Genomic DNA, 23,021 nt, shown 5'->3' on the forward strand with positions numbered 1-23,021 from the left:
GTAATAATATCTTTGAATTTATCAAGTACGTATAGTATTGATAATCAAATCAATAATTCAACTAAATTTTACGTTTTAAGTCAGACATATTTTTCGATTGATGAAATGTAATGGCACTATCATGATTTGATGGTGGGATTTTTAACAAAATTTTAATCATTCTATTTTTCGGTTGAACGAATTGCAAAAGAAGTTCTTCTTCGTTGCAATACGTTCAGCATCATTACCAGTTTTATCAATCAAGATTTGTATGACCAAGAAGCTACTCTTTTTGTTGGTCCTGCTAGGGGCAGCGTATGCTGTTGCCCTAGCTCAGGACCGAAAGGTGTCCGGTACAGTGACGGATGCCAAAGGTGAGGCCCTTCCCGGGGTATCTATCCGGGAAGTGGGGACCTCCAACGGTACGGCATCCCTGGCCGACGGAAAATTTACCCTGACCTTAAAATCTGCCAGTCCCTCCCTTGAATTTTCTTTCATGGGGTACACCCGTACCACGATCAAAGTGGAAGGGCGCACTGATTTCAAGGTTGTGATGCAATCGGATGCGCAGCAACTGAAAGACGTTGTGATCACGGGGTACGAGCAGAAAAAACGCAAAACCCTGACTACCGCGGTTACGCGGCTTGAGGGCGACGAGATCCAGAACATCCCGGCAGCTTCGGTGGTGAACCTGCTGCAGGGGCGTATCGCTGGTTTGGGCGTAATTAACAACTCGGGTGCACCGGGCATCGGCGCGCCGGTGTTCATCCGCGGTAACGCCAGCGTGGCTTCCAGCTTTAACGACAACCGGATTTACTCCGATCCCCTTTACGTGGTGGACGGGATCCAGGTGCCGGCAGACCGTGCGGGCTCTAAAAGTTTTTCCTCCAACGATTTCGCCACCGGCAACAGCCCGATTTCCTGGCTGAACCCGAACGACATTGAGTCTATCGACGTACTGAAAGATGCCGCCGCCGCGGCCGTTTACGGTTCCCGCGGTGCCAACGGTGTCATCATCATCAAAACCAGAACGGCAAAAACAGGCAAACCCAAAATCGACCTGCGCGCTTATAACGGCGTGAACTTCGCTCCGCAGCTGTTCCCCATGCTGGGCGGCAAGGCCGAGCGTGAAGCAAAAGTCGACATCTGGCAGCGCTTCGCGCCTTACGACCAGCTGATGTCAGGCATGCCTATCCAGATGACGGACAGCCTCAACCCGTATTTCAACAACTCTACCGACTGGCAGAGCATGTACTTCCGTACCGGCCGCATCCAGAACTACGACGCCAGCGTTTCGTCTGGCAATGAGATGGGGAACTTCCGCCTGGGCGGAGGTTACTACGATGAACAGGGCATCGTCCTCAATACCGGCTTCAAGCGCTATTCGGCGAGTTTCACGGGCCGCCTGTTGCCGAACAAGAAAACGACCATCCAGCTGCAATCCTACCTGGGCCGTACCGACCGTTCCCGCGGCAACAGCCGTAACGGGCAGGGTATCAGCTCCCGCGGGATCTGGAGCGTTCCTTCGTCCGTTTACATGGTGCCCGACAAGAGCCCCTATGGCGGCGGCATGCTCGATGCATATACGCGCAACCGTGACAAGAACTTTACCAATACCATCAACACCAGTTTGCAGGTAATGTACCAGTTCACGCCAGAATTGCTTTTCACCTCCACAGGGTCGATCAGTTACGCGGTCGACAAGCGTGATTACTTCTTTGCAGGGGTGGCCAACAACGGCATTTCCGAAGCCGGCCAGTACAACGGCGCCAGTAACGCATACACGATCACTAACCAACTGTCTTACAGCCATACTACCCCTAACAACGACCATAACTATGGTGCGTTCGTGGTACAGGAATTCAACAAGAATACCATGGAATCCACCATCATTCAGGGCACAGGTGGAGGATCCGACTATGTACAGATCGTAAACGGATATTCACGCAAAAATACTTTTACCCAAACTGGATATGGCGCTAACGCCACTTCTTCCGTTCTCGGTAAAGTAAACTATGGTTTCCGTGAAAAATACCTGTTCGATGCATCCCTTCGCGCAGACGGCTCTTCCAAGCTGTCGCCCGATCGCCGCTGGGGTTATTTCCCCACCTTCTCTGTGGGTTGGCGTATTACCGAAGAGCCTTTCGTGAAGAACAACCTTCCCTGGATCGACGAAGCGAAGGTGCGTTACAGCTGGGGTAAAACCGCGAACCAGTTCGTGCAGGACTACGGAAGCATCAGCAGCCTGTTGCCAATCGGCGGCGGATTCGGCGAACCTCAGGAAAACTATGTTTCGACATACGGCGGCACACCTGTAGCGGTGCAGAACTTCTCGCAAATGCAGAACCGTGATCTGGACTGGGAATATTCTGACCAGTCGAACCTCGGTATCGAAATTGCCGTGCTGAAAAACCGGATCAGCTTAATTGCCGATTTCTATCAGCGCTACACAGAAGGAGGTACCTATGCCGAAACACTGCCCACCAGCTCCGGCTATTCGATGATCAACCGCAATGGGGTAGACTTGCTGAACAAAGGCTTCGAGTTGACGCTCTCCGGCAAGGTGTTCAATTCCACCAAGCCCGGCGGATTTAACTGGACGACCCGGGTGACGCTGGCCCGCAATACCACAAAAGTTGCGAAGCTCCCTAATAACAACCAGCCCTGGTACCTCGATCAACTCACCATGGTAAAAGTAGGCTCCGCACCTTATGGTTACCTGTTCATGGTGAACGACGGGGTTTGGCAAAGCGATGCCGAAGTGCCCGTGGATCCCTTCACCGGTAAAAAACTCTACTTCGATTACGGCTACCTGCCTTACCGCGTTGGCTCGCCCCGATTCCTGGACCTTAACGGCGACTACAAGATCAACGACCTGAACGGCGATGGCGGACGTGAAGTGAACGACCGTATGTGGGTTGGCGATCCCAGCATCAAATTAGAAGGCGGCTGGACGAACACCTTCTCGTATAAGAACTTCACTGTAGACATGATGTTCAACTACCGTATTGGTGTTAAAGTGGTGAACTCCGCGCTGCAACGTTACTGGAACTCTACCAAAGTTGTTGGTGGGTATAATCCGAACTACAAGTCGTTCGATTATTTTAACGGTAACTCCCTCGATTGGGGCGGCATTCCCCCGCTCGGCGAATACGACATTTTCGGCTTCGCTCCCGGCAGCCGTGGTGCGGAAGACGCTCGTTTCCCAACGCTTAACTATTGGACCGGTTCCGTACAGACTTTCTGGAACATTTATGATTACAAAAGCGCGTTCGTGGAAGACGCCTCGTTCATGCGCCTGAAGAACCTCATGGTTAGCTATAACGTGCCTTCCAAGACGATTCGCAGAATCGGGCTCGACAGGGCGTTGGTTTACGCCAATACGGAAAACGTATTCATCCTGACCAAATATTCCGGCAGAGATCCGGAAGGTATCGAGTTTCCGTCCGGGTACGACCGCGGCCGTAACTATCCGTTGTCCCGCAAAATTACCCTGGGCTTAAACTTGACTTTCTAATCCAAACAACTAGCATCGTATGAAAAGAGGAATATATTATGTGTTGATGGGGATGGTGGGATTAACGGCATTCTCCTGTAACAAGCAACTGGAGATAGATCCCATCAACTCAATACCAGACGCCAAGTACTGGTCTAGCGAACGAGACCTGGACGGTGCGGTGGCAGGCGCTTATGCACTGCTCCGGTCAACTTTCGTGGAAAGCCCGATGAATACCAACGACCCGAATGGTTACCAGCCGCGTTTTTATATGTACGGAGACAGAAGGGGGCTGAGCCTTACTTCCTACACCACCAAAGATCCCATCCGTGAGAACACGGACGCGGCGCTGCGGAAAAACAGGCTGCGCAGCGAATGGGGTACTACCAACGGTTGGGACGGCATCCTGTTCAACTGGGCCCCGTTTTACCAGGTGATCGAACAGTGCAACATCGTGCTGGAAAATGCCGGCCGTGTCCCCGACAACCAGTTCATTTCCAATACCCGCGAGCATTATGTATCAGAAGCCCGCTTCGTGCGCGCGTTCACCTATTTCTACATGGTCCGCGTTTGGGGGAATGTGCCGCTGGTGACTGCGCCCCGTACTTCGGAAAAACTGGGACGTACAGACTATAACAAAGTGCTGGATTTCGTGGAGTCGGAACTGAAAGCCGTTGAATCGAAATTGCCGACATTCTATTCCAATGCCTCTTACAACGCCATCCGCGCGACCAGTGGAATGGTTCAGGCTACGCTGGCGCATACGCTGGCATGGCGCCATAAAGACGCTGAAGCGGTAACATATGCCTCGAAAGTCATCAACAGCGGTATTTATACCTTGGTTGAAGACCGCAAGCCTACTTCTTCTGCACCGGTATATTACCAATACCCGACCATCTTCCGCGGCAGAAGCTCGGAAGGGATCATGGAAATCGACTTCGATCCCGGAACCGGAGAAGTAGGCAGGAACACCTCGCTTGCCAACCTGCTGCTTTTCGGGCCCAACCTGGCCAACCGCAACGAGCCGCTGTGGGGGATCAATTACCTCAAGATCAACGACTCCACTAACGCCGCAGGATCGCGCGCTTTTTCACGGATCACCGACCCGAAAATCATCTATCCAGACTCAACGAACGACGAGCGTTTTGTAGCGCTCTTCCCCAAATCGGGCAGCTCCACCAAACCCGGTGAATTCGTGTACACCAAGTACGCCTGGGTAGTAGATCCGCTTCGCTTCATCTATCACGCCAACATCGTCGTATTCCGTCTCGCAGATATCATGCTGCTCCGCGCTGAGTGCAACGCTCGTCTGGGCAACTACACCGACGCACGTAAAGATCTCAACGCCATCCGCAAAAGGGTATGGCTCAACGATTGGACTGGTGCCGACGCAGACCTCGGCCTCGAGATATTCAACGAGCGCCGCCGCGAATTGTTGGGAGAAGGCCATTACTACTACGACCTCGTACGTACCGGCTACATCACTTCCCCCGATTACATCAAAGTGCCTACCCGCCCGGATATGACGACGGATGAATTCAATGAAGGCGCCTGGACATGGCCCGTTTCCAACCGTGCTTTCACCGAGAACCCGAACATGGAACAAATGCGCTACTGGCAACGCTACTAAACAGAAAAAAACTGGAATCATGAAAAAACTCATCTTAAAATACTGGTTCTTCCTGGCCGCAGTGGCGCTGACAGCATCCTGCCAGAAAGAACATTACTTCGACGGTGGCGTTCACACCGGCAAGCTGGATATGAACATCTACGAATTCCTGAAAAGCCGTCCGCTGGAATTCGACACCATCGTCTGGATCCTGGACAAAACCGGGCTGGCCGCAGAAGTGCAGAAAAACAACATCACCTTCATCGCCCCCAAAGACCTCTGCGTCGTGAATTACCTCAAGCAGATGGGTGGTGCCAAACTGGATACGGTGAATACGGAAACGCTTCGCAAGGCCATGTCGAAATACATCCTCCCCAACGTGAAGATCTGGCGTGAGGAAGTGCCTTTCGACTATGATATCAGCAGAAACGGTGGGCAGTTCGTTAAAACGCTTTCCGGAGACTCCGTCTTCCTGGATTCCCCCCGCCGCGACGATTACAACGGCGTAAAGGAAGCCGGCCCGAAATTCTTCCGCGTTTGGTACCACAACGGTTACGGAGAGTTCTTCGGCCGCCGTTTCACCGCCGCCAATACCTGGCCCGAAACCGAAGTGAACGGCAAACGCTGGAACCCCTGGGTCAGCAGCGGTATCGTTATCACCACCGACCTGCAGGCCACCAACGGGAACATCCAGGTGCTCAACGGCTCGCATACCTTCAATTTCCCCTTTAAATAAGGGATATTAAAAAACATGCAATCATGAAGACGAAGACTATAAATAAAATATTGATCGGGGCGGCCATCATCGGAGGTTTCGCATACGGCTGCCGGAAAGTGGACCTGCAAGACGGATATTTCGGCAACAACATCCGTTATAAAGACAAGATCATGACCCTCGAAACCGGGCGCGACGTCATGAAAGGCGATCTGCTGCTCGACCGCTCCACAGGCCCCATCACCGTGGAACTGGCCGCCATCCGCAAGTGGAACGGTCAGCCCGCCCCGGAAATGCTGCAACAGGTAGACGCGGTGGAGTGGATCGACGAATTCACCGGCCAGGAGAAAACCCTGGAAGAGCTCGAAAAAGAAGAAGAAAGTAAAACGCCCCGTGTTCGAGATCAACAAGAACGACGGCCGCATCATCTTCCGCAAGGAAAGCTACGAAATGGATTCCTGCACCTATTTCATCGACGTGAAAGTCACCAACGGCGCCGGCTCCCGGGTCATCACCAACGCTCTCGAAGTGAAAGTGGTGAAAGGGGCAGACTATGAGTACCGTGATGACTATGCCTGGATCGTTTGTGCAGACTACGATTGGGACAACTGCGCGCCTTACTTCGACTCTGTCAATATCCAGTTCCAGAAAGTAGAATACCTGGGTGAAGGCAACACCATCACCTTCAAGTTCATTTCGCCGGAAGGGCAGGTGCTCAACCCGAAACTGTTCCCCGAAGGCAGCAAACAGAAAGGCAAGCGCATGGAGGATTTCACCTTCGCCTACCGCAAATTCGACGACCGCCTGGAATACGACGTATCATATCCCTTCAACACCCAGGACCGCGAGTTCGAATGGTGGGTGCCCGGCGCTACGTTCGGCAAAGACGATCATTACGATATGTTCGCCGCCGTGCGATTCAAAATATTCCGGCCCGGCAACTGGAGGATTACCTGGAAAGCATTCTATCCCTGATCTAAACCCTGACCATCAACCATAGACGAAACGGGCGGTAGCGATACCGCCCGTTCTTTTTTTGAATAAGGCCTGTCCGCATGCGTGCATAAAAAATTACCTTTGCCTCCATGCTCGAATACCTCCTTGTTATCCTCGCCCTGGGCGCCGGCGCCGCGGCTGCTTTCCGCCTCGGGAAACTGACCCCGCCTGCCACGGTCGCAGCCTGGTTCACGGGGATCATCGTATTCACCGGCGCCGGTTACCTCGGCCTGGGCATGCTGATCGCTTTCTTTGCGATGGGCACCCTCGCCACGGCGCACGGCAAATCCCGCAAGGCGCTCACGGGAGAAGCCCAGCAACGCCGGAACGCCGGACAGGTATTCGCCAACGGCGGCGCGGCGGCACTCATATGTTTGCTGATCGTGGCCGCACCATCCGCCGGCATTCCTTACCCGCTCATGTTGGCCGCCACCATGGCTTCCGCAGCGGCGGACACGGTATCTTCCGAGCTGGGAACGCTGTATGGACGGCGGTTCTATAATATCCTGACTTTCGGGAAAGACGAAAATGGGCGCGATGGCGTGGTCAGCCGCGAAGGAACGCTTTTCGGCATCGCCGCGTCGGCAGTGATCGGATGTATCTTCGTATTGTTTACCGGCTCGTGGACCGGCTTTTGGATCGTTGTAGTCGCCGGAACAATGGGTAACTTCGCGGATTCCGTGCTGGGAGCAACGCTGGAAAGGAATGGCGTGATCAAAAACGACGCCGTCAATTTTCTCAACACCGTCGCGGCTGCATTGGCGGCCTGGGGATTGTGGGCGATCGCAGCTTAGCGCGTACGCCAGATCCGGCGGACGGTTTCCTCTACATTCAACCCGTCCGGGCATTGCGGCGAACGCGTATTACCGCGGTTGCGGATCATGCCCTTCCCCCGTTCAATCGTAACCACCCGCGCGATGGGCATTTGCAGAAACCCGTTGCTGTCGGTCTTTTTTAGCCAGTCATACGCATATCGCAGCCACTGGTTGCGGTAAGATTCGGGTTGAAGGTAAAACCAGGATATCTCGTCGTACCCCCAGATGTAATGGGAAGTGGTATCGGCCACCCCCGGGGTGCGACTGATCCCGAAATTATCGAACTCAACGAGATAGGGCAGGGAGGCGCACTGCCAGCCCGACGGCGTAACACAGCCCTTGCTGCGGCCGTACAGCGCGTCCAGGTAACCCACCTGCAGCACCCCTTGCTGCGGCTTGTCCACTACCGGCTTGATGCGCAGGGGAAAGGAGTTGAAATCCAGCAGGCTCCTGCCGCCCGCCACCATTCCGCCATGCGGTGTATGCGCATCCAGCAGTACCCATCCGCGGCGCGATCCCTTCCGCGCGAATGCCCTTAACTTTTGCAGGAACCCGTCCCACGCCGCCCAGTCACGGTCGGCCATGGCCATCAGATTCACCTGGCCCATGTGCAGCGCCTCACAACCCAAACGGATATACGTTCCGCAGAGGAACATGAGCCAGAGCTGCGATTCGGTGCGCGTAATATCGGGAACGCTCCTGCCTTTGCCCCAGTGGTCCACGAACTTGCCGTTGGTATTGAGCATGTCCGCATACCGGAAACGCCGGTGCTCGACGGGCAGCCCCATCGCCTGGAACGTCCATTCCGGTACGGTAAGACTGTCGGTTTGCCGGGAAATGGCTTCGAACACCGCCGCCTGGAAAATGACTTCCGGATCGTTGGCATGTACCCTGCGCATGAGGGCCTGCGCTTTGGCGAGGAAATCCGCGTTGCCGAGATCGGTTTCGTGGCCCCAGCGGTAAATGGCCCGGCCGATGAACTTGGCGCCGATGTTCCGGATGAGCCGGATGTCGTCTTCCTTGTTGGGATAAGGGCCGTCGTTGCCGTATGGGTCCACCGCCAGGAACTCCGCCATGGTAACGGCCCGCGAGAGATAATACTCCAGCGCCTTGCGGGATATACCGGTGCTGTCCATCACCGGCTGTGCAACCGCCTGCTGCAGCATGAGCAGGCAGCATATGGAAACGACGGCTCTTTTGATCATCAGAATATCGGTTTAGTATGTTGGGTGACGGGAATAAATACCACCAGGTCGTACAGCAGCGCCGGCGCCGATTTGAAGTAGGAATCGTCCTCGCTTTTTTCTATGCCGTAGCCTACGAAACGATAGGGTTTCGGTGTTTCGAAAGCGGATTTGTCTGCCGGTTTCGCCCGGCTGAAATCGAACAACACGCTTTGCTTCGTATACGCCTGCATCGCCGCGTTCCAGGAGTCTGCTTTCAGCGGCAGGAGCTCTTTTTGGAAGATGGGGTCGCGGAAGTTGTGGTCTGCGTTGATGTTGCGGACTTTAATGTAGGAATAGCTACTGCCGTCGCCCGAGTTCAGGCCGATGTTGATGAACTGGCCGGAATGGGCGATCTGGAGCTCCTGGCCCATCCGCCCGATATCTTCGATCACCGGTTTTTTAGCGACATGCGCGTTATGCGCCCAAACGATCACTTTGGCGCCGGCTCTTTTCGCGTAATGGTTGATCCGGGCCGCCATGAGCGAATCCCTGGACATATACACGTCGCGCAGCGCAGCGGGCGCCATGGCGAAGGTGCTTCGGGCGTGGAAGATGAGGTCTTCCGCCAGCTCGTCTTTTTCCGGAAGGGTGCGGTAAATGCTGTCGATCCTGTCCACAACGCTATATGTTTCCGCGAAATAGTCGTAAGCCCCGTTGTATTTGCCGGAATTCACCACGCGTTGCTTACCGGGGAGGGCATAATACTGGGGAGCCCGCATGCTGCCGCGCAGTGCGTAATCGGCCAGGAGCTCGTTGAGCAGTGTGTTGTTGTATTTCGACAGGCGCTCCTGCAGCAGGTTCGGCGTCACTTCCCGGAAGCTGTCGTCGCAGCCGGCCAGCTTCACTTTTTCCCCTGGGGAGATGCCTGCAGCCATTGGAGGAATTCCTTCATCTCGGCCGACTGGTAGATCTCGAACAAATGCCGCCGCATGAGGGTGTCCAGGGGCGCTTTGCCGAGGCCGGCCTGGAGGCTGGCCATGTCTTCGTGCGGGTTTTCGAGGACGAACACGGTGAAGCCTTTTTCTTCGATGAGTTTGCGGGTAAGGGCGTACCGGAATTTGTAGTAGTCGGCGGTGCCGTGGGTTTCTTCTCCGATCGCCACCACGCGCTTGTCGCCGATGCGGCGGACGATCTCGTCGATCGCCGTTTTGGCCGTGGGGTCAATTTCGGTGCTGATGGATTTCCACTGTTCCGGGGTTTGGGCGAAAGCCGCCACGGTACAGCAGAGGAGTACGGGTAGTAAGGTCTTCTTCATAGCTAAAATTGAAATGGGATTTGGTTGAGCCGGGGCGCCATGCTGCCAGCGCCGGGGATAAACAAATATAATATCCGGTTTGCATATAAAAAACGGCGCCACCCATGCCGGGAGCCGCCGTTTTAGCCGTTCGTTTAGCAATATCGGATGAAAAGGGCCGCCGGGATTCAATTTTCCGTGGCCCGGAATGCGTTATTTCTTGTTGGTCATGATTTTGTCTTTCATGAGGTTCATGAACGTTTCGCGGTAGGTGTCGCCTACGGGCACTTTTTCGTCGGTATTGTCGAGGTGGACAGTGTTCCCTTCGATCATCCGGATGGAGCCGGTGGCGAGGAGGAACGATTTGTGGGTGCGCACGAAATCGGCGGCGGGAAGCCGTTCTTCCAGGTCTTTCATGTTCAGCAGGGCGATGATCTTTTCGCCGTTCCGGATGTGGATCTTCACGTAGTTTTTCAATCCTTCGATGAAAATTATATCGCGGATATTGATCTTGATAAGTTTTCCTTTTTGTTCGGTTTTCACGAAAATGAAATCGCTGTCTTCTTTAACGGGCGGTGTTGCGGGCTGGATGAGGGTCAATGCCCGCTGGGCGCCTTTGATGAACCGCGCGAAGGAGATGGGCTTCAGGAGGTAATCCACTACTTCGTTCTCGAAACCTTCCATGGCATATTCACTGTAGGCGGTGGTGAGGATCACTTTGCATTTGCCGTTGATGGCCTTGATGAAATCGATCCCCGTCATGGAGGGCATCTGAACGTCCAGGAAAATAAGGTCTACTTTGTGCTGATGCAATACCTGCAAGCCTTCCAGCGGGTCGGTGGTGGAATAGAGGAGGTTGAGGAAAGGCGTTTGGCGGATGTGATGCGTCAGCAGGTCGATGGCGTGCTGCTCGTCGTCGATGATAATGCAGTTAATCATTTTTTATGCAGTTGAATGATCAGTTCGGCGGTATAGAAATGTTCCGTTTCGTTGATGGTGAAGCTGTAGTTTCCCTGGTACGTCAATTGCAGCCGCTGGCGCACGTTGTTGAGGCCGATGCTGGTGGAAAGCTCCTTGGGCCCCTGTTTCTTTTTGTTGCCGATATAAAACCGGATGCGCTGGTCGTCTGCTTCGGTGCGGACAACGAGGGGGTTGGCGGGGTCGAGGAGGTCGCCGTGCTTGAACGCGTTTTCCACGAGGGTGATGAGGATGAGCGGGGCGATGCGCGCACCGGGATTTTCGAGTTGCTCGCTGTATTGAATGCTGAGCTTGTTGTTGAACCGCATCTGGTTGATGCCGATCACGTTTTTCATATGGGTGATCTCCTTGGTAAGGGCTACCTTTCCCTCGGCGTCTTCTTCCTTCCCCAAAGCATACCGCATAATGTCCGAAAGCAGCAGTACGGCGTTGGATACCTCCTCGCTGAGGGGCACCGTTTTGCTATAAATAAAACTCAGCGAATTGAACAGGAAATGCGGGTTGATCTGGTACTTGATGGCGCTGAGCTCCGCGTCCATCTTCTGCTTTTCCAGTTCCTTCTGCAATTTCTCCCGACGGCTGAAATGCATGAAAACGGCCACCACGAAGGTAATGGCGAGGTTGAACAGGTAGGTGAATATCTGCGTGAGGGAAAAAACGAACATTTTGTTGGCCGTCATGAATTTGGTCACTTTGTCCGACCGGCCATTCACTTCATACACCGTTTTGGCGTATTCGTAGAGCATGGAATACCCGAATTTAACGGCAAAGAGGATGGCGACCACCGCCACGAAGCGCCCCCACCGGTTATCCTGCAAGCCCGGCAGCCAGGCGAGGAAAATAAGCACATAGTAAGTAATGGTGAACTCTACGACCGACCGGAAAATGGTGATCCACGTGCCCCCGAAGCGTTCGTATGCGTTCGCCGTGAGGTCGGGGTCGAGGGTGTAAATGAAAAGGAAGGTGATGATGTTCCAGACGAGGGCGATGGAGAACAGCGTCAGGATCCTTTTCCATTCACTTATAAAAAATCGGCTGGTTTTGTCCATTAACATGTGCAAGAAGGTATGCTTTCGTTCAAAAATACTGAAAATAAGACGAGAAAGCCCCCATGCGGGGGCTTCCTGGTTAAATGGTTAAAAGCCCTGTTGCGAGGATGTTCGTCCGGATTCGGTCTCGATGCTGTTTTTCCGCGCTTTCGCGGCTTTTACGTTCGAGTTACCGAATTTGTAGTTGAACGTCAGGTTCACGGCGCGCGTGTCCATGTTCATCCTGCCCAGGTTATTGATGGATGAATATTGCACTTTGTATCGCATCTGGTTCGTGTTGAAGATGTCTACCGCCGCCAGTTTCAGGGAGCCGTTTCCTTTCATGATGGCTTTGCTCAGCCCCAGGTCTACGTTGCCCTGTGTTTTCAGGACGGCGTAACCCGCCATGATAGGCCCGCGCAGGTTGCCGTTCACCTCTGCCGTGAAGCCCTTGGGCAGCGTGAAGGAGTTCTGGATATTGGCGAAGGCCGTCACGCTGTTCTTCTTGTAATCGACACCGTCCAGTTTGGTATTAATACCCAGGTACAGGCCGGTAACGGTAAAGGTGGAGCGGATCTTGGGGGTGAAAGGCTTCACCCACACCACGTTCGCATATGCCAGGTTGAAATTGGTCTGGTTGTCGAAGCTCATGATCTGCACTTTGGTGACGGGGTCCTGGCGGAAGGTCATGCTCAGGTTGTCGGTCATCCGGGTAAACGCCACGGTGGTGAACAGCTGGTATTTGTGGCTCCAGGTGCCCTGTACGGCCTGCGAAAGCATGGGCTTGATGTTGGGGTTGCCCTGGCGGAGCGAGTATGCGTTCACGTAGGTGATGAAAGGATTCACGATGTCGAACCCGAAACGGTTGATGCTCCTGCGGTAGCTGAAGCTGAACTGGTTCATCTGGTCCATGGCGTAGGAGGCAGACGCGCTGGGGAACAGCTGCACGTAGTCGCGGGAGAACTTTTGGTCCATGGTCAGACTGTTCCCTTTCGCATTGGTGTGCTCCATCCGCAGCATGGCGCTGAACGTCCATTTCTTGATGGTTTTGGTGGCGCCGGCATATGCTGCGTTCACGTTTTCCTTATATATGAAGTGGTTCGTTTTGCTGGGGTCGTTTTCCCATTTGCCGCTTTGCATCGTTTCCCAATGCATGTTGTTGTCGGTTTCGGTGAAGGTGGTCTTCAATCCCGCTTCCAGCTTGAACGCTTTGAACTGTTGGGTATAATCCGCGCTGAGGGAATACAGGTCGATGGCGGATTCGGTAAAGTTGCGGATGTGGGTGGAGCTGCCGATGGGCGCTTCCGTCACATAGGCGTGGTATTGGCCGGAAAACTGGTCGTCCCAGTCTTTCCGGTGATTGAAGTAGTCGGCGTTGATGGTCAGTTCGTTCTTGTTTTTGGCGCTGGCGGTACGGAAGTACGCGTTCACGCTGGGGTTGACGAGGCGCTGCGTACCCGTGGCGCCCTGGCGGAAAATGGAGTCCGGGAGGGTGGTGTAGTTATCGCCCAGCCGGGTGCGGCGGTTGAACATGCTTTTCACGAGCACACCAGCGGAGGAGGTTTTGGACAGATCGAAGTCGGCACCGGCGCGCACGTTGTGCGTATTCTTGTTTTCGCGGTTGTAATCGCTTTCGGTGAGCACGTATCCGTCGGTATACAGGCGGTCGTTGGTATTGTGGGTGAACGTTCTGGCGTAGTTATGATCGTAACCGCCATACAGGTTCACGCCTTTGCTGCGATGGTTCAGGGTGATGCCCTCGGTGGTGCGCAGGTAGCGCCCGAAGCCGCCGGTCAGCGTCACATTGCCGTTGGTGCCGAGGTCTTTGGGTTTGAACATTTTGATGTTGATGATGGCACCGTCCTGCGCGTCATATTTACCGCTGGGCATGCTCATCAGCTCGATTTTGTCGATGTTGCTGCCTGCGGTGGAGGCGAGGAGGGTTTTGAGGTCTTCCCCGCTGAGGCGCGCCGGCCGCCCGTCCAGGTAAACGGTCACGGGCTTGCCGTTGAGCTGGAGATTGTTGTTATTGTCTGTGATGACGCCGGGAGATTTGGTGACCACGTCCCAGGCATTGGAGCCCGCTGCGGTTACCGACTTCCCGACGTTCACGATCATGGTGCCGCCCTGCATGGTAACAGGGGGCGTGGTGCTGGTGACCTCATGGGTCTTGAGCTGCTTGACGGAAGGAGCAGGGATGGAGTCTTTCTTTTGCTGCGCATAGGCGGAAGGAGCTGCGGAAAGAATAGTTGCTGAAATGATAGCGGTTAAAAAGGTTTGCATACACTGAATTTGATGATGCAAACTTATACCGGCGCCCGCCGGACTAAAAATTCGATACACCAACAGCCTGTTTTACATGATGAAACCGGTTTGCGGTTGACGAATCGCGCTTCCTCTGCTGTACAAAGAAAAAAGCCGTCTTCCTACGAAAACGGCTTTCAATTTATTTGATAATCAATTATTTATTTCACCGGTTCTACCTTAAAACCCTTCTTTTTCAGCAGACTGATCACACCTTTTTCACCGCCCAGGTGCATGGCCCCCACGGCAAAAAGTGCCCCGTTCTGCCGCATGGCCTTGTCCATCACGGGGATCCAGTTGCGGTTGCGGTTGTACACGAGCACGTCTTCATATCCCTTGAATTCGGGCGATTCCCCCAGCATCTGGTGCAACGCGGCCACATCGCCTTTCTTGTAATTGGCGATCAGCCGGCTGAAAATCGCCTTCTGTTTGGGAATGTCATTTATATAGTCCATGATCATCCGCGCCTCCAGCGAGTCGGGCATGTTGTCGAACACAGCTATCTGGTCGGCGATTTCTTCCAGCCCTTCCACCGGCTTGCCGGCGCCTTTGGCCAGTTCCATGAGCTTCTGTTCGTAGGAAACGGAAGTTTTGCATTCCAGCATTTTGGGAAGGATCACGCTGAGCAACACCATGGGCTTCATCTTTTTAAAGTTGACGAGGTCCATGCCCAGGCTGTCGCTCATGAAACGGTCCAGCTTCTTGAAATCTGCCGGGGTAAAGGCGTCGGAAAGGGAATAGCCCGGTTCGTTGCTTTGCAGCAGCGGTGCCATGGCCAGTATGAGATTCGGATCGTCCATATCTACTTCGAGGTAGAGCGATTGGGTGGTTTTGACGGCTTTTTCCAGTCCGGCGGGCATTTTGAAATCCCGCTCGCAGATAAGGTGGACGGTGCCGTAGAGGTACGACGGCTGGGAGAGGCCGTTGCCTGAAATCCTGTACAGCAGCGTTTGTTGGGCAAAAGCAGGGATCGTGAGGCAGAGGGATGCGATGACGGCGAACGTTTTTTTGAACATGAAGCGGAGCATTTAAGTACGGGAATAATATTGAAGGAGCTGGGCGGCGATCATTTCGAGATCGTCCGGTGTATGAAGGGCCGACAGGATGATCCGGTTGATACGGTCGCCCTGCGGATCGGGATAGGCGAAGGAGGAAATGAGCGAATCGCGGGACAGCAGCCAGCTGTACACCGCTTCCGACGGGTCTTCCAGCACGAACATGGGCAGTTCGTGGGGATGCGGCAGTTCATCGATGGCGCCGGTCAGCCGTTCCAGTGCGGTAATATTGCCGCGGAGCAGTTTGCGGGCGTCCGAGAAAGCGTGCTCGGCCTTCAGCCAGGCGAACGCGTTCGCAGGAATGATCGGCGTGCTGGCTGTGAAAAGCGGTAACCTGCGGATGGCGGCGATATCTGCCGCGTGCCCCGCCACCATGCCCCCTTCCAGGCTGTACGCCTTCGCCAGCGATGCGGTGATCAGGTAATGCGCGTTCTCCGATATGGGCAACATCCCCGAAATCCCTTCACCCCGCACCCCCAACACACCTATCCCGTGCGAATCGTCGATCAGGACGAGAGTTTTGCGCTCCAGGCGCGCCAATGCACTGAAATCATGCACTTCGCCGCGCAACGGGTCCACCGCGTCACTGATGAGCACGTAAGTGTGGTCGGGCTCGCGGTTGAGCATGTCCACCGTCGTATCCAGCCAGTCCTCCCAATTCCCGGAAGTCACCGCCGCGCCGGGGAACCGCAACGCAGGGTGCGCGCCGGGCGCATACAACGGCGTTCCTTTGGTGACGGCATAGGTAACGGCCGCCTGGGCGGAAAGGTAGCCCGATGAGAAGCAGGCCGCCGCCTGTTGGCCGGTATGCACCGCCAGCGCATGTTCCAGCTCCTCGTACAGCCGCAGTTGCAGGTTGCCGATGCGGCTGCTGGGGTACACGCTGCCGAAGCGTTCCTGTCCTTCCGCCAGCAATTGCCGGAAAACGGGAGACGTGTGCATCCCCAGGTATGAAAACCCGGAGAAGAACAGCATTTCACGGCCGTCGCAAACGACCGTCCTGCCGGGCATACTGTCTGTTATCTTGATCATGTTACTGTTTCCGGGTGTGGAGCACGAAATAATATTCGCCGGTCGTCACTTTCATATCGAATTCCGTATCCGTCAATTTCACCACCTCCACCAAATGCTCAGACCCGCGCGATCCGTTGGCGCCCGTCACCGAAATGATCTTGCCGTTGCTGAGCAGGGAATACTTCCCGCTGTCGGGCACGCCGCCGATGGTGGCGATGAACAGGTCGTTGTCGAGAAACTGGTAGTAAGCGTCGCTGTAATATCCGTCTTTCAGGTCTTTGGCCTGCGAAGCCTGCACATGGTTATACGAACTTCCCGCGGGAACGGTCACGTCGTAGACTTTCCATTTCTTGTGTTGCAGCAGGGCGTTCGTTTTACCGGAATTGCAGGCGGCGAGCGCTATCGCGGCCGATAGGAACAGGATGGGTATCTTCATTTGCCGGCGGCTTTTTCGTCGTTGAATTGTTGCGACCGCCCCACGGGAATGGATAAACTGTCCCATCCTTCTGCCCGCATGATCTTGCCGAGATACACGATCTGGCCCACGTGGTACGGATAATGGGAAAGCTGGCGATTGAGGGCGTCCATCACGGTATGCGGTTCGGTGCGGATGTAGACCGTTTTGCCGAGGTCTTCTTCTGAAAGGCTGTCGATGGCGCTGATCAGGCAATCCCATCCCTTATTCCACATATCCAGCAAATCGGCCATGGTAGCGTCTGGCGCATCGTCGATGAACTCGGCGTCGCGCTGGCGCCAGGGTTTTTCCCCGTCGCTGGTGAGGAAATCCGTGAAGCGCGACAGCATATTCCCGCTCATATGTTTGACGATGATATAAATATTGTTGGGCTGGCCCGCAGGCTGCCAGTGGATCTGCTGATCGCTCAGCTGCCGGAAGGTTTTCTCGGCGAGTTCCTTGTAGGAGAGCAGTCGTTTCTTCGCACTGTCCAGGTAAAGTCTCATACGGTTTGATCTTTTTGATGGAAGATTAAATGTACGAATTTATTCACCGGCCACGCTGTCGTCTCCCCGCCAATCGCCTACCGCTTCGATCTTCCCGTTTTCGATGCGGATGAGTTCCGTCCGGCTCCAGGGGCCGCCGGTTTTCAGTTTATATCCCATTTTCTCCAGTGCGGCGCGCGTGGCTTCCGGGAATTCCCTTTCCACCATCACATCTTCCGGCCACCATTGGTGATGGAATTTGGGTGCGTTGACGTTGGTTTTCGCATCGAGGCCGTATACGATGTCGTTAACGATAGTCTGGAACATGGATGTGATGATGGTGGAGCCTCCCGGCGTGCCGGTCACCAGGTACGGCTTCCCGTTTTTCAGCACGATGGTGGGCGTCATGGAGCTGAGCATGCGCTTTCCCGGCGCGATGGCGTTGGCTTCGGTGCCGAGCAGGCCGTACATGTTGGGCGCGCCGGGCTTCACGGAGAAATCGTCCATCTCGTTGTTGAGCAGGAACCCCGCGCCGCCCACCACAACTTTGCTGCCGTAACCGCCGTTCAGTGTGGTGGTGACGGCCACGGCATTACCTTCGGCGTCTACCACGCTGAGGTGGGTGGTTTCCATGCTTTCGAAGGGGCCGCCGGCTTTGATGTCTTTGCTGGGCGTGGGTTTGCCGGGTGTGAAGTCTGCCATGCGCTGCCGGAGATAGGCGTTGCCGGTCAATTGCGCCACCGGTACTTTCACGAAGTCTGGATCGCCGAGGAATTCGGCACGGTCGGCATACGCCCGTCTTTCCGCTTCGATCATGCGCTGAACGGCTTCCGGGCTATGGAACGCGAATTGTTCCGGATGCGTCGCATCCATCATGCCGAGCATTTGCTGCAGCCCGATGCCGCCGCTGCTGGGGAGGGGCATGCTGATGACGGTATGCCCGCGGAAATCGAATTCCACGGGTTTGCGGGAAGCCGCTTTATAGGCGGCCATATCTTTTTCGGTGATGATCCCGCCGCCGCGTTTCATTTCTGCGGCTACGAGTTTGGCGGTTTCTCCGGCATAAAATCCTTTCATGCCTTTCCGCGCAATCCGGCGCAGGGTGCCGGCGAGGTCCCGCTGCACCAACGTATCGCCCGCTTTCCAGGGCGCATCTTTCACGAACGCCACGGGGCGCGTGTTCAGCTGGATAAATGCTTCCCGCAAACGGTTGAGCCCGTCGGCCTCGCGCTCCGTGATCACGAACCCTTTCTCCGCCAGTTCGATAGCCGGCGCCGCGAGGCGGGAGAGGGGAAGCCTGCCATATTTCTGCGATGCCACGAGCCCCGCTACCGTTCCGGGTACCCCCGCGGCCAGGTGCCCGTCCAGCGACCGGCGCACCACCGGATTGCCGGCGGAATCCAGGTACATATCGCGGTACGCCCTGGCCGGGGCTTTCTCGCGGTAGTCGATCGAAATGTTCCGTCCGTCGGCCAGCCGCGCCACCAGAAAGCCCCCACCGCCCAGGTTCCCCGCCGCCGGATATACGACCGCCAGCGCCAGCTGCACCGCAATGGCCGCATCCACGGCATTGCCCCCTTCCCGCATGATCCGCGCACCCGCCTCGCTGGCCAGCGGATGGGCACTCGATACGGCGAACCGCTTCGCTTCCATGTATTTACGAACGGAATAATGATATGGACCGGGCTGCTGCGCCACGGAAACCAGACAGGTCAACAGCAGCAGGGGGAACAAAAAGATGCGCATAGGTCTCGAGCGTTTCACCCCAAAATACGGATATTTTCCGGGTTGGGGCGCGCTACCGCGATGCGCTTTTTCCCTATCTTAGCCGGATACTACGACCATATGAAGTCCTTTTTCTGCTCCTTTATCCTGACTATTTCCCTGCTGGCCGCCCGGGCGCAGCAATCCCCCTCGGAATTCCTCGGATACCCGCTGGGGACGAGGTTTACGCCACATCATAAAGTGGTAGATTATTTCCGTAAGCTGGCCGACGGCAACCGAATGGTACGGCTCGAGACGTACGGACAAACCTACGAAGGGAGACCCCTCATCCTGGCCGTGCTGTCTACACCGGAAAATATCGCGCGGATAGAAGATATCAGGAAAGGGAACCTCGCGCTGCTGGACGGTGGCGCAACGAAAGACCAGCCCGTCATCATCTGGCTGAGCTATAACGTGCATGGCAACGAAGCCGTGTCTACCGAAGCGGCCATGCGCACGGCGCATTCGCTGTTGACCGACCGCCAGGAACTGCTGAAAAATGCGGTGATCATCATCGACCCCTGCCTCAACCCGGATGGGCGCGACCGCTACGTGAACTTCTACAATTCCGTGCACGCCCGCATCCCCGACGCTACGCCTTTCTCGCGGGAGCACGTGGAGCCCTGGCCCGGTGGCCGCCCCAATCACTATTATTTCGATCTGAACCGCGACTGGGCCTGGCAATCGCAGGTGGAATCGCGGCAGCGCGTGGCGCAATATAACCGCTGGATGCCGCAGGTACACGTAGATTTTCATGAACAGGGCGTAGATGCGCCGTATTATTTCGCGCCGGCGGCGGAACCGCTGCACGATGCTGTAACCGAATGGCAGCGCGCCTTCCAGACGCAGATCGGGAAACATAACGCAACATATTTCGATGCCAACGGATGGCTGTATTTTACCAAAGAGCAGTTCGACCTGTTCTATCCCAGCTACGGCGATACCTATCCCACTTACAACGGCGCCATCGGTATGACGTACGAACAGGGAGGAAGCGGCCGCGCCGGCCTGGCGATCCTCAACCGCGAAGGCGATACGCTGCGGTTGAAAGACCGGTTAGACCATCACTTTACGACCGGGATCGCTACCATTGAAGTTTCCGTGGCGCAAGCGGGAAAACTGGTGGACGAATTCGGGAAATTCTTCCGGGATGCCCGTCAGCAGCCGGTTAGCGAATACAAAACTTTCGTGGTGAAGAGTGGCGGGAATACCGAAAAGCTCATGTCGCTGGTGGAAACACTGCGTAGGAACGATATTAAATACGGCTTCGCGACGGGTAACTCCGCCGGTAATGGCTTCAATTATTTTACCGGTAAAACGGAGAATTTTTCCCTCGAAAAAGGTGACCTGGTGGTGAGCGCCTACCAGCCGCGCTCTACGATGGTGCGCGTGCTTTTTGAGCCGGTAGCACGGCTGACGGACAGCGTCACTTACGATATTACCGCCTGGGCGATGCCTTACGCCTATGGATTGCCCGCCTACGCCGTGAAGGCGCGGTTGCAGCCTGCGGTTTCGGATGCGCCGGAGAAAACGGAGATCCCCCCGGCAGCGGGTGCCACGTACGCCTACCTCGCCGCCTGGAACAGTATGAAGGACGTAAAATTCCTCGCCGCCCTGCTCAACCGCAACATGCGGGTCCGCTATGCCGAGGCGCCGTTCACCATCGGAGGGAAAATCCATCCCGCGGGTACGCTGATCATCACCAAATCAGGCAATAGCTCGCTGGATGCGATCCCTGCCATTGCCGCACGTATGGGCGTGAACGTTACCCGCGTGCCAACGGGGTTCGTAGACAAAGGGGCTGATTTCGGCTCAGACAAGATCCGTTTCATCCGCAAGCCAAAAGTTGGCGTGCTCGCCGGAGACGGCGTGTCGTCCCTGGGAATGGGCGAAGTCTGGCATTATTTCGAAGAACAGATAGAATATCCGCTGACGGTGTTGCCCGTGGCGGCATTGCCCGGTTCCAGCTGGAAAGACCTCGATGTGCTGATCATCCCCGACGGCAGATATGAAGCGTTGAAAGATAAAAACACGGCTTCCCGGTTGAAAGACTGGGTATCCGCCGGCGGCCGCCTGATCGTGATGGAAGATGCCGTGGCGCAACTGGCAGAAGGCGAGTGGGGGATTGCCATGAAGAAGGAAAAGGACGAAGAGAAGGAAGGAGCTGACGACAAACCGGCCAAGAGCCCATACATTAATTTAAAATCCTACGCCAACCGGGAGCGCGAAAGCGTGTCGGGATTTATCCCCGGCGCGATCTATAAAGTGCATATGGACAAAACCCATCCGCTGGCGTTCGGCTATCCTGAATACTACTATACGCTGAAACAGAACGATCAGTTGCTGGCGTATTTCAAGGACGATGGCTGGAACGTGGGCGCGCTCAAGGGCGACGATTACCTGACCGGTTTCGTGGGCGCCACGGCCCGGGAGCGCCTCCGCGACGGTCTCGTATTCGGCGTCAAGGAAATCGGCACCGGCGAAGTGGTGCTGATGACGGATAACCCGCTCTTCCGCTCCTTCTGGGAAAACGGTAAGCTGCTTTTCGGCAACGCCGTGTTCTTCGTGGGGCAGTAATGGAGGAAAATCATTAGTGAAAAGGCTGGCCTTTTCACTAATGATAGCTAATTTGAAGCATATCAGGATACGCCGGTACGATTAATTATTAAAGTAACGATGCTGTCGGCAATTGTATTGAGTTGATCTGATATTGTGTTTTCAACATCCGACCATGTATTTTCAATTTCGAACCTTTCATTCCAGTCCAGCGCTGAAATACTGGCATTGGCGGGCATATTCAGCGTAATTGAATTGGAAAAGAATACACCGTTCACATTGTAGAATCTTTCCCTGCCATTTCGGATCATGGCGTCTACATCTTCCAGTACCAGGTGAGATGAAATGAAACTGATATCGGCAGGCCGAAAATGGTTGTTAAAGTAGTTGTCGACGGTCCCATATTCCCCAATTTTTTCCTGATAACTTCTATTCCCAAAGGAGGCTGTTTGATATTTCCGTTTGATGTCGGCGTGTGTAATTGGAAAAATCAGATTTGTGGGGAGGCGATCATATGCATGTCCGCATAGTTTTTTGATGAGTAACTTTTGAAGGGTTGTTTTGCCTGTTCTATCATCACCAATAAGGATGTAGAGCTGTTTGGATTTAATAAACATTCGGATCGATTTTCCGGCAATGTAGCAAAAAACAACAAAGCCGCCCGGCAGACCGGGCGGCTTTGTTTATGTCGAAACAATTGCATTTACATTTTCCGCTTGATGCCGCAACCTACGGAGGCGGTGGAAGGGTTGGGGATGGGCTTTCCTGCAACCATGGCCTGGATGGCGGTTTGCAGGTATTTCTCTTTTACGTCTGGCGCGCTGCCGGGATTATCGTCGATCGCGCCTTTGTAGACGAGTGTGCCGCTCTTGTCGAACAAATAACATTCGGGCGTACGGTCTGCATTGAACGCATCCGCCACCTGGTTGTCTTTATCCACGACATATGGCCATTGATACGATTGATGGCGCGCATACGCCTGCATAGCTTCGAAAGAATCGCCGCTGGTACGGGCCGCTTCGTTGGAATTGACGAGGATCACGCCGATATTGTTCTTCTGCGCGAACTGGCAGATGGCACGGGTACGGTCCTGGTTGCGGATAACGTACGGACAAGTATTGCAGGAAAACATAACCAGCAATCCGTTGGCTTTTTTCGCATCGTTCAGCGACAACTCCCTGCCGGAAACATCCTTCATCTTCACATCGGCTTTTGGCAACTTCGCCCCGATGTCAAGGAAAGCGGGCGAACGGAATGAAACCACCGCAGCCGCAATCAACAGGAGGAAAAAGAACTGCTTTTTCATAGGCCTC

Annotated in this window: 19 protein-coding genes; 6 read left to right on the plus strand and 13 right to left on the minus strand. The window is 54.9% G+C overall.

The features are described from left to right. The first annotated feature begins 250 nt into the window (after positions 1-250). The 5 genes from WJU22_RS14605 (at position 251) to WJU22_RS14625 (ending at position 7,589) form a co-directional block, all read left to right on the plus strand. On the plus strand, positions 251-3,496 hold the full coding sequence (locus tag WJU22_RS14605; RefSeq protein WP_341838920.1) for a SusC/RagA family TonB-linked outer membrane protein: 3,246 nt from the start codon (positions 251-253) through the stop codon (positions 3,494-3,496). A gap of 19 nt (positions 3,497-3,515) precedes the next feature. Next, positions 3,516-5,105, plus strand: coding sequence for a RagB/SusD family nutrient uptake outer membrane protein (locus WJU22_RS14610; protein ID WP_341838921.1), 1,590 nt, complete (start codon positions 3,516-3,518; stop codon positions 5,103-5,105). A gap of 19 nt (positions 5,106-5,124) precedes the next feature. Further along, the gene (locus WJU22_RS14615) at positions 5,125-5,820 is read left to right on the plus strand and encodes a hypothetical protein (protein WP_341838922.1); all 696 of its coding nucleotides are present in this window, start codon (positions 5,125-5,127) and stop codon (positions 5,818-5,820) included. 372 nt (positions 5,821-6,192) lie between these two features. Next, the gene (locus WJU22_RS14620) at positions 6,193-6,774 is read left to right on the plus strand and encodes a hypothetical protein (RefSeq protein ID WP_341838923.1); all 582 of its coding nucleotides are present in this window, start codon (positions 6,193-6,195) and stop codon (positions 6,772-6,774) included. 110 nt (positions 6,775-6,884) lie between these two features. Beyond that, on the plus strand, positions 6,885-7,589 hold the full coding sequence (locus tag WJU22_RS14625) for a DUF92 domain-containing protein (RefSeq protein ID WP_341838924.1): 705 nt from the start codon (positions 6,885-6,887) through the stop codon (positions 7,587-7,589). On the opposite strand, the gene WJU22_RS14630 is transcribed toward WJU22_RS14625, so the two are convergent. The 11 genes from WJU22_RS14630 to ggt all read right to left on the minus strand — a co-directional run bounded on the left by WJU22_RS14630 (position 7,586) and on the right by ggt (position 19,134). After that, positions 7,586-8,815 (minus strand): hypothetical protein, encoded by a 1,230-nt coding sequence (locus WJU22_RS14630; RefSeq protein ID WP_341838925.1) that lies wholly within the window; start codon positions 8,813-8,815, stop codon positions 7,586-7,588. The two genes, WJU22_RS14625 and WJU22_RS14630, sit on opposite strands and share 4 nt — an antisense overlap. Next, positions 8,815-9,711, minus strand: a complete 897-nt coding sequence (locus WJU22_RS14635; protein ID WP_341838926.1) for an erythromycin esterase family protein — start codon at positions 9,709-9,711, stop codon at positions 8,815-8,817. The genes WJU22_RS14630 and WJU22_RS14635 overlap by 1 nt, the downstream gene beginning before the upstream one ends. Then, the gene (locus WJU22_RS14640; protein WP_341838927.1) at positions 9,678-10,091 is read right to left on the minus strand and encodes a hypothetical protein; all 414 of its coding nucleotides are present in this window, start codon (positions 10,089-10,091) and stop codon (positions 9,678-9,680) included. The genes WJU22_RS14635 and WJU22_RS14640 overlap by 34 nt, the downstream gene beginning before the upstream one ends. 192 nt (positions 10,092-10,283) lie before the next feature. Beyond that, positions 10,284-11,009 carry a LytTR family DNA-binding domain-containing protein gene (locus WJU22_RS14645; protein WP_341838928.1) on the minus strand — a complete coding sequence of 242 codons (726 nt, stop codon included), beginning with the start codon at positions 11,007-11,009 and terminating at the stop codon, positions 10,284-10,286. Beyond that, a complete protein-coding gene (locus WJU22_RS14650) occupies positions 11,006-12,103 on the minus strand; it encodes a sensor histidine kinase (protein WP_341838929.1) in 1,098 nt (365 codons plus the stop codon). Before WJU22_RS14650 ends, WJU22_RS14645 begins: the two co-directional genes overlap by 4 nt. 81 nt (positions 12,104-12,184) lie before the next feature. Next, positions 12,185-14,359, minus strand: coding sequence for an outer membrane beta-barrel family protein (locus tag WJU22_RS14655; protein ID WP_341838930.1), 2,175 nt, complete (start codon positions 14,357-14,359; stop codon positions 12,185-12,187). A 182-nt stretch (positions 14,360-14,541) separates the two neighbouring features. After that, the gene (locus tag WJU22_RS14660; protein WP_341838931.1) at positions 14,542-15,396 is read right to left on the minus strand and encodes a TraB/GumN family protein; all 855 of its coding nucleotides are present in this window, start codon (positions 15,394-15,396) and stop codon (positions 14,542-14,544) included. Positions 15,397-15,408: 12 nt separating this feature from the next. Continuing rightward, positions 15,409-16,467 carry an aminotransferase class I/II-fold pyridoxal phosphate-dependent enzyme gene (locus WJU22_RS14665; protein ID WP_341838932.1) on the minus strand — a complete coding sequence of 353 codons (1,059 nt, stop codon included), beginning with the start codon at positions 16,465-16,467 and terminating at the stop codon, positions 15,409-15,411. 1 nt (position 16,468) lies between these two features. Next, on the minus strand, positions 16,469-16,885 hold the full coding sequence (locus tag WJU22_RS14670) for a hypothetical protein (protein WP_341838933.1): 417 nt from the start codon (positions 16,883-16,885) through the stop codon (positions 16,469-16,471). Continuing rightward, on the minus strand, positions 16,882-17,409 hold the full coding sequence (locus tag WJU22_RS14675) for a DUF1572 family protein (RefSeq protein WP_341838934.1): 528 nt from the start codon (positions 17,407-17,409) through the stop codon (positions 16,882-16,884). Before WJU22_RS14675 ends, WJU22_RS14670 begins: the two co-directional genes overlap by 4 nt. A gap of 39 nt (positions 17,410-17,448) precedes the next feature. Beyond that, on the minus strand, positions 17,449-19,134 hold the full coding sequence (ggt, locus tag WJU22_RS14680; RefSeq protein ID WP_341838935.1) for a gamma-glutamyltransferase: 1,686 nt from the start codon (positions 19,132-19,134) through the stop codon (positions 17,449-17,451). Between the two features lie 99 nt (positions 19,135-19,233). On the opposite strand from ggt, the gene WJU22_RS14685 reads away from it, so the two are divergent. Continuing rightward, positions 19,234-21,729 carry a M14 family metallopeptidase gene (locus WJU22_RS14685; RefSeq protein WP_341838936.1) on the plus strand — a complete coding sequence of 832 codons (2,496 nt, stop codon included), beginning with the start codon at positions 19,234-19,236 and terminating at the stop codon, positions 21,727-21,729. A gap of 62 nt (positions 21,730-21,791) precedes the next feature. Here WJU22_RS14685 and WJU22_RS14690 read toward each other — a convergent pair whose 3' ends face one another. Together WJU22_RS14690 and WJU22_RS14695 are read right to left on the minus strand one after the other, a co-directional pair. Further along, a complete protein-coding gene (locus WJU22_RS14690; RefSeq protein ID WP_341838937.1) occupies positions 21,792-22,325 on the minus strand; it encodes a hypothetical protein in 534 nt (177 codons plus the stop codon). Between the two features lie 86 nt (positions 22,326-22,411). Next, positions 22,412-23,014: a thioredoxin family protein gene (locus WJU22_RS14695; RefSeq protein WP_341838938.1), complete on the minus strand. Its 603-nt coding sequence runs from the start codon at positions 23,012-23,014 to the stop codon at positions 22,412-22,414. Positions 23,015-23,021 lie beyond the last annotated feature (7 nt).

It is taken from the genome of Chitinophaga caseinilytica, assembly GCF_038396765.1.
Lineage (GTDB): Bacteria > Bacteroidota > Bacteroidia > Chitinophagales > Chitinophagaceae > Chitinophaga > Chitinophaga caseinilytica.

What these genes read in the sequence shown, in the direction of transcription:
- WJU22_RS14605 (WP_341838920.1), top strand. Translation starts at nt 251, where the DNA reads ATGACCAAGAAGCTACTCTTTTTGTTGGTCCTGCTAGGGGCAGCGTAT.
- WJU22_RS14610 (WP_341838921.1), top strand. Translation starts at nt 3,516, where the DNA reads ATGAAAAGAGGAATATATTATGTGTTGATGGGGATGGTGGGATTAACG.
- WJU22_RS14615 (WP_341838922.1), top strand. Translation starts at nt 5,125, where the DNA reads ATGAAAAAACTCATCTTAAAATACTGGTTCTTCCTGGCCGCAGTGGCG.
- WJU22_RS14625 (WP_341838924.1), top strand. Translation starts at nt 6,885, where the DNA reads ATGCTCGAATACCTCCTTGTTATCCTCGCCCTGGGCGCCGGCGCCGCG.
- WJU22_RS14630 (WP_341838925.1), bottom strand. Translation starts at nt 8,815, where the DNA reads ATGATCAAAAGAGCCGTCGTTTCCATATGCTGCCTGCTCATGCTGCAG.
- WJU22_RS14635 (WP_341838926.1), bottom strand. Translation starts at nt 9,711, where the DNA reads ATGGCTGCAGGCATCTCCCCAGGGGAAAAAGTGAAGCTGGCCGGCTGC.
- WJU22_RS14640 (WP_341838927.1), bottom strand. Translation starts at nt 10,091, where the DNA reads ATGAAGAAGACCTTACTACCCGTACTCCTCTGCTGTACCGTGGCGGCT.
- WJU22_RS14645 (WP_341838928.1), bottom strand. Translation starts at nt 11,009, where the DNA reads ATGATTAACTGCATTATCATCGACGACGAGCAGCACGCCATCGACCTG.
- WJU22_RS14650 (WP_341838929.1), bottom strand. Translation starts at nt 12,103, where the DNA reads ATGTTAATGGACAAAACCAGCCGATTTTTTATAAGTGAATGGAAAAGG.
- WJU22_RS14655 (WP_341838930.1), bottom strand. Translation starts at nt 14,359, where the DNA reads ATGCAAACCTTTTTAACCGCTATCATTTCAGCAACTATTCTTTCCGCA.
- WJU22_RS14660 (WP_341838931.1), bottom strand. Translation starts at nt 15,396, where the DNA reads ATGTTCAAAAAAACGTTCGCCGTCATCGCATCCCTCTGCCTCACGATC.
- WJU22_RS14665 (WP_341838932.1), bottom strand. Translation starts at nt 16,467, where the DNA reads ATGATCAAGATAACAGACAGTATGCCCGGCAGGACGGTCGTTTGCGAC.
- WJU22_RS14670 (WP_341838933.1), bottom strand. Translation starts at nt 16,885, where the DNA reads ATGAAGATACCCATCCTGTTCCTATCGGCCGCGATAGCGCTCGCCGCC.
- WJU22_RS14675 (WP_341838934.1), bottom strand. Translation starts at nt 17,409, where the DNA reads ATGAGACTTTACCTGGACAGTGCGAAGAAACGACTGCTCTCCTACAAG.
- ggt (WP_341838935.1), bottom strand. Translation starts at nt 19,134, where the DNA reads ATGCGCATCTTTTTGTTCCCCCTGCTGCTGTTGACCTGTCTGGTTTCC.
- WJU22_RS14685 (WP_341838936.1), top strand. Translation starts at nt 19,234, where the DNA reads ATGAAGTCCTTTTTCTGCTCCTTTATCCTGACTATTTCCCTGCTGGCC.
- WJU22_RS14690 (WP_341838937.1), bottom strand. Translation starts at nt 22,325, where the DNA reads ATGTTTATTAAATCCAAACAGCTCTACATCCTTATTGGTGATGATAGA.
- WJU22_RS14695 (WP_341838938.1), bottom strand. Translation starts at nt 23,014, where the DNA reads ATGAAAAAGCAGTTCTTTTTCCTCCTGTTGATTGCGGCTGCGGTGGTT.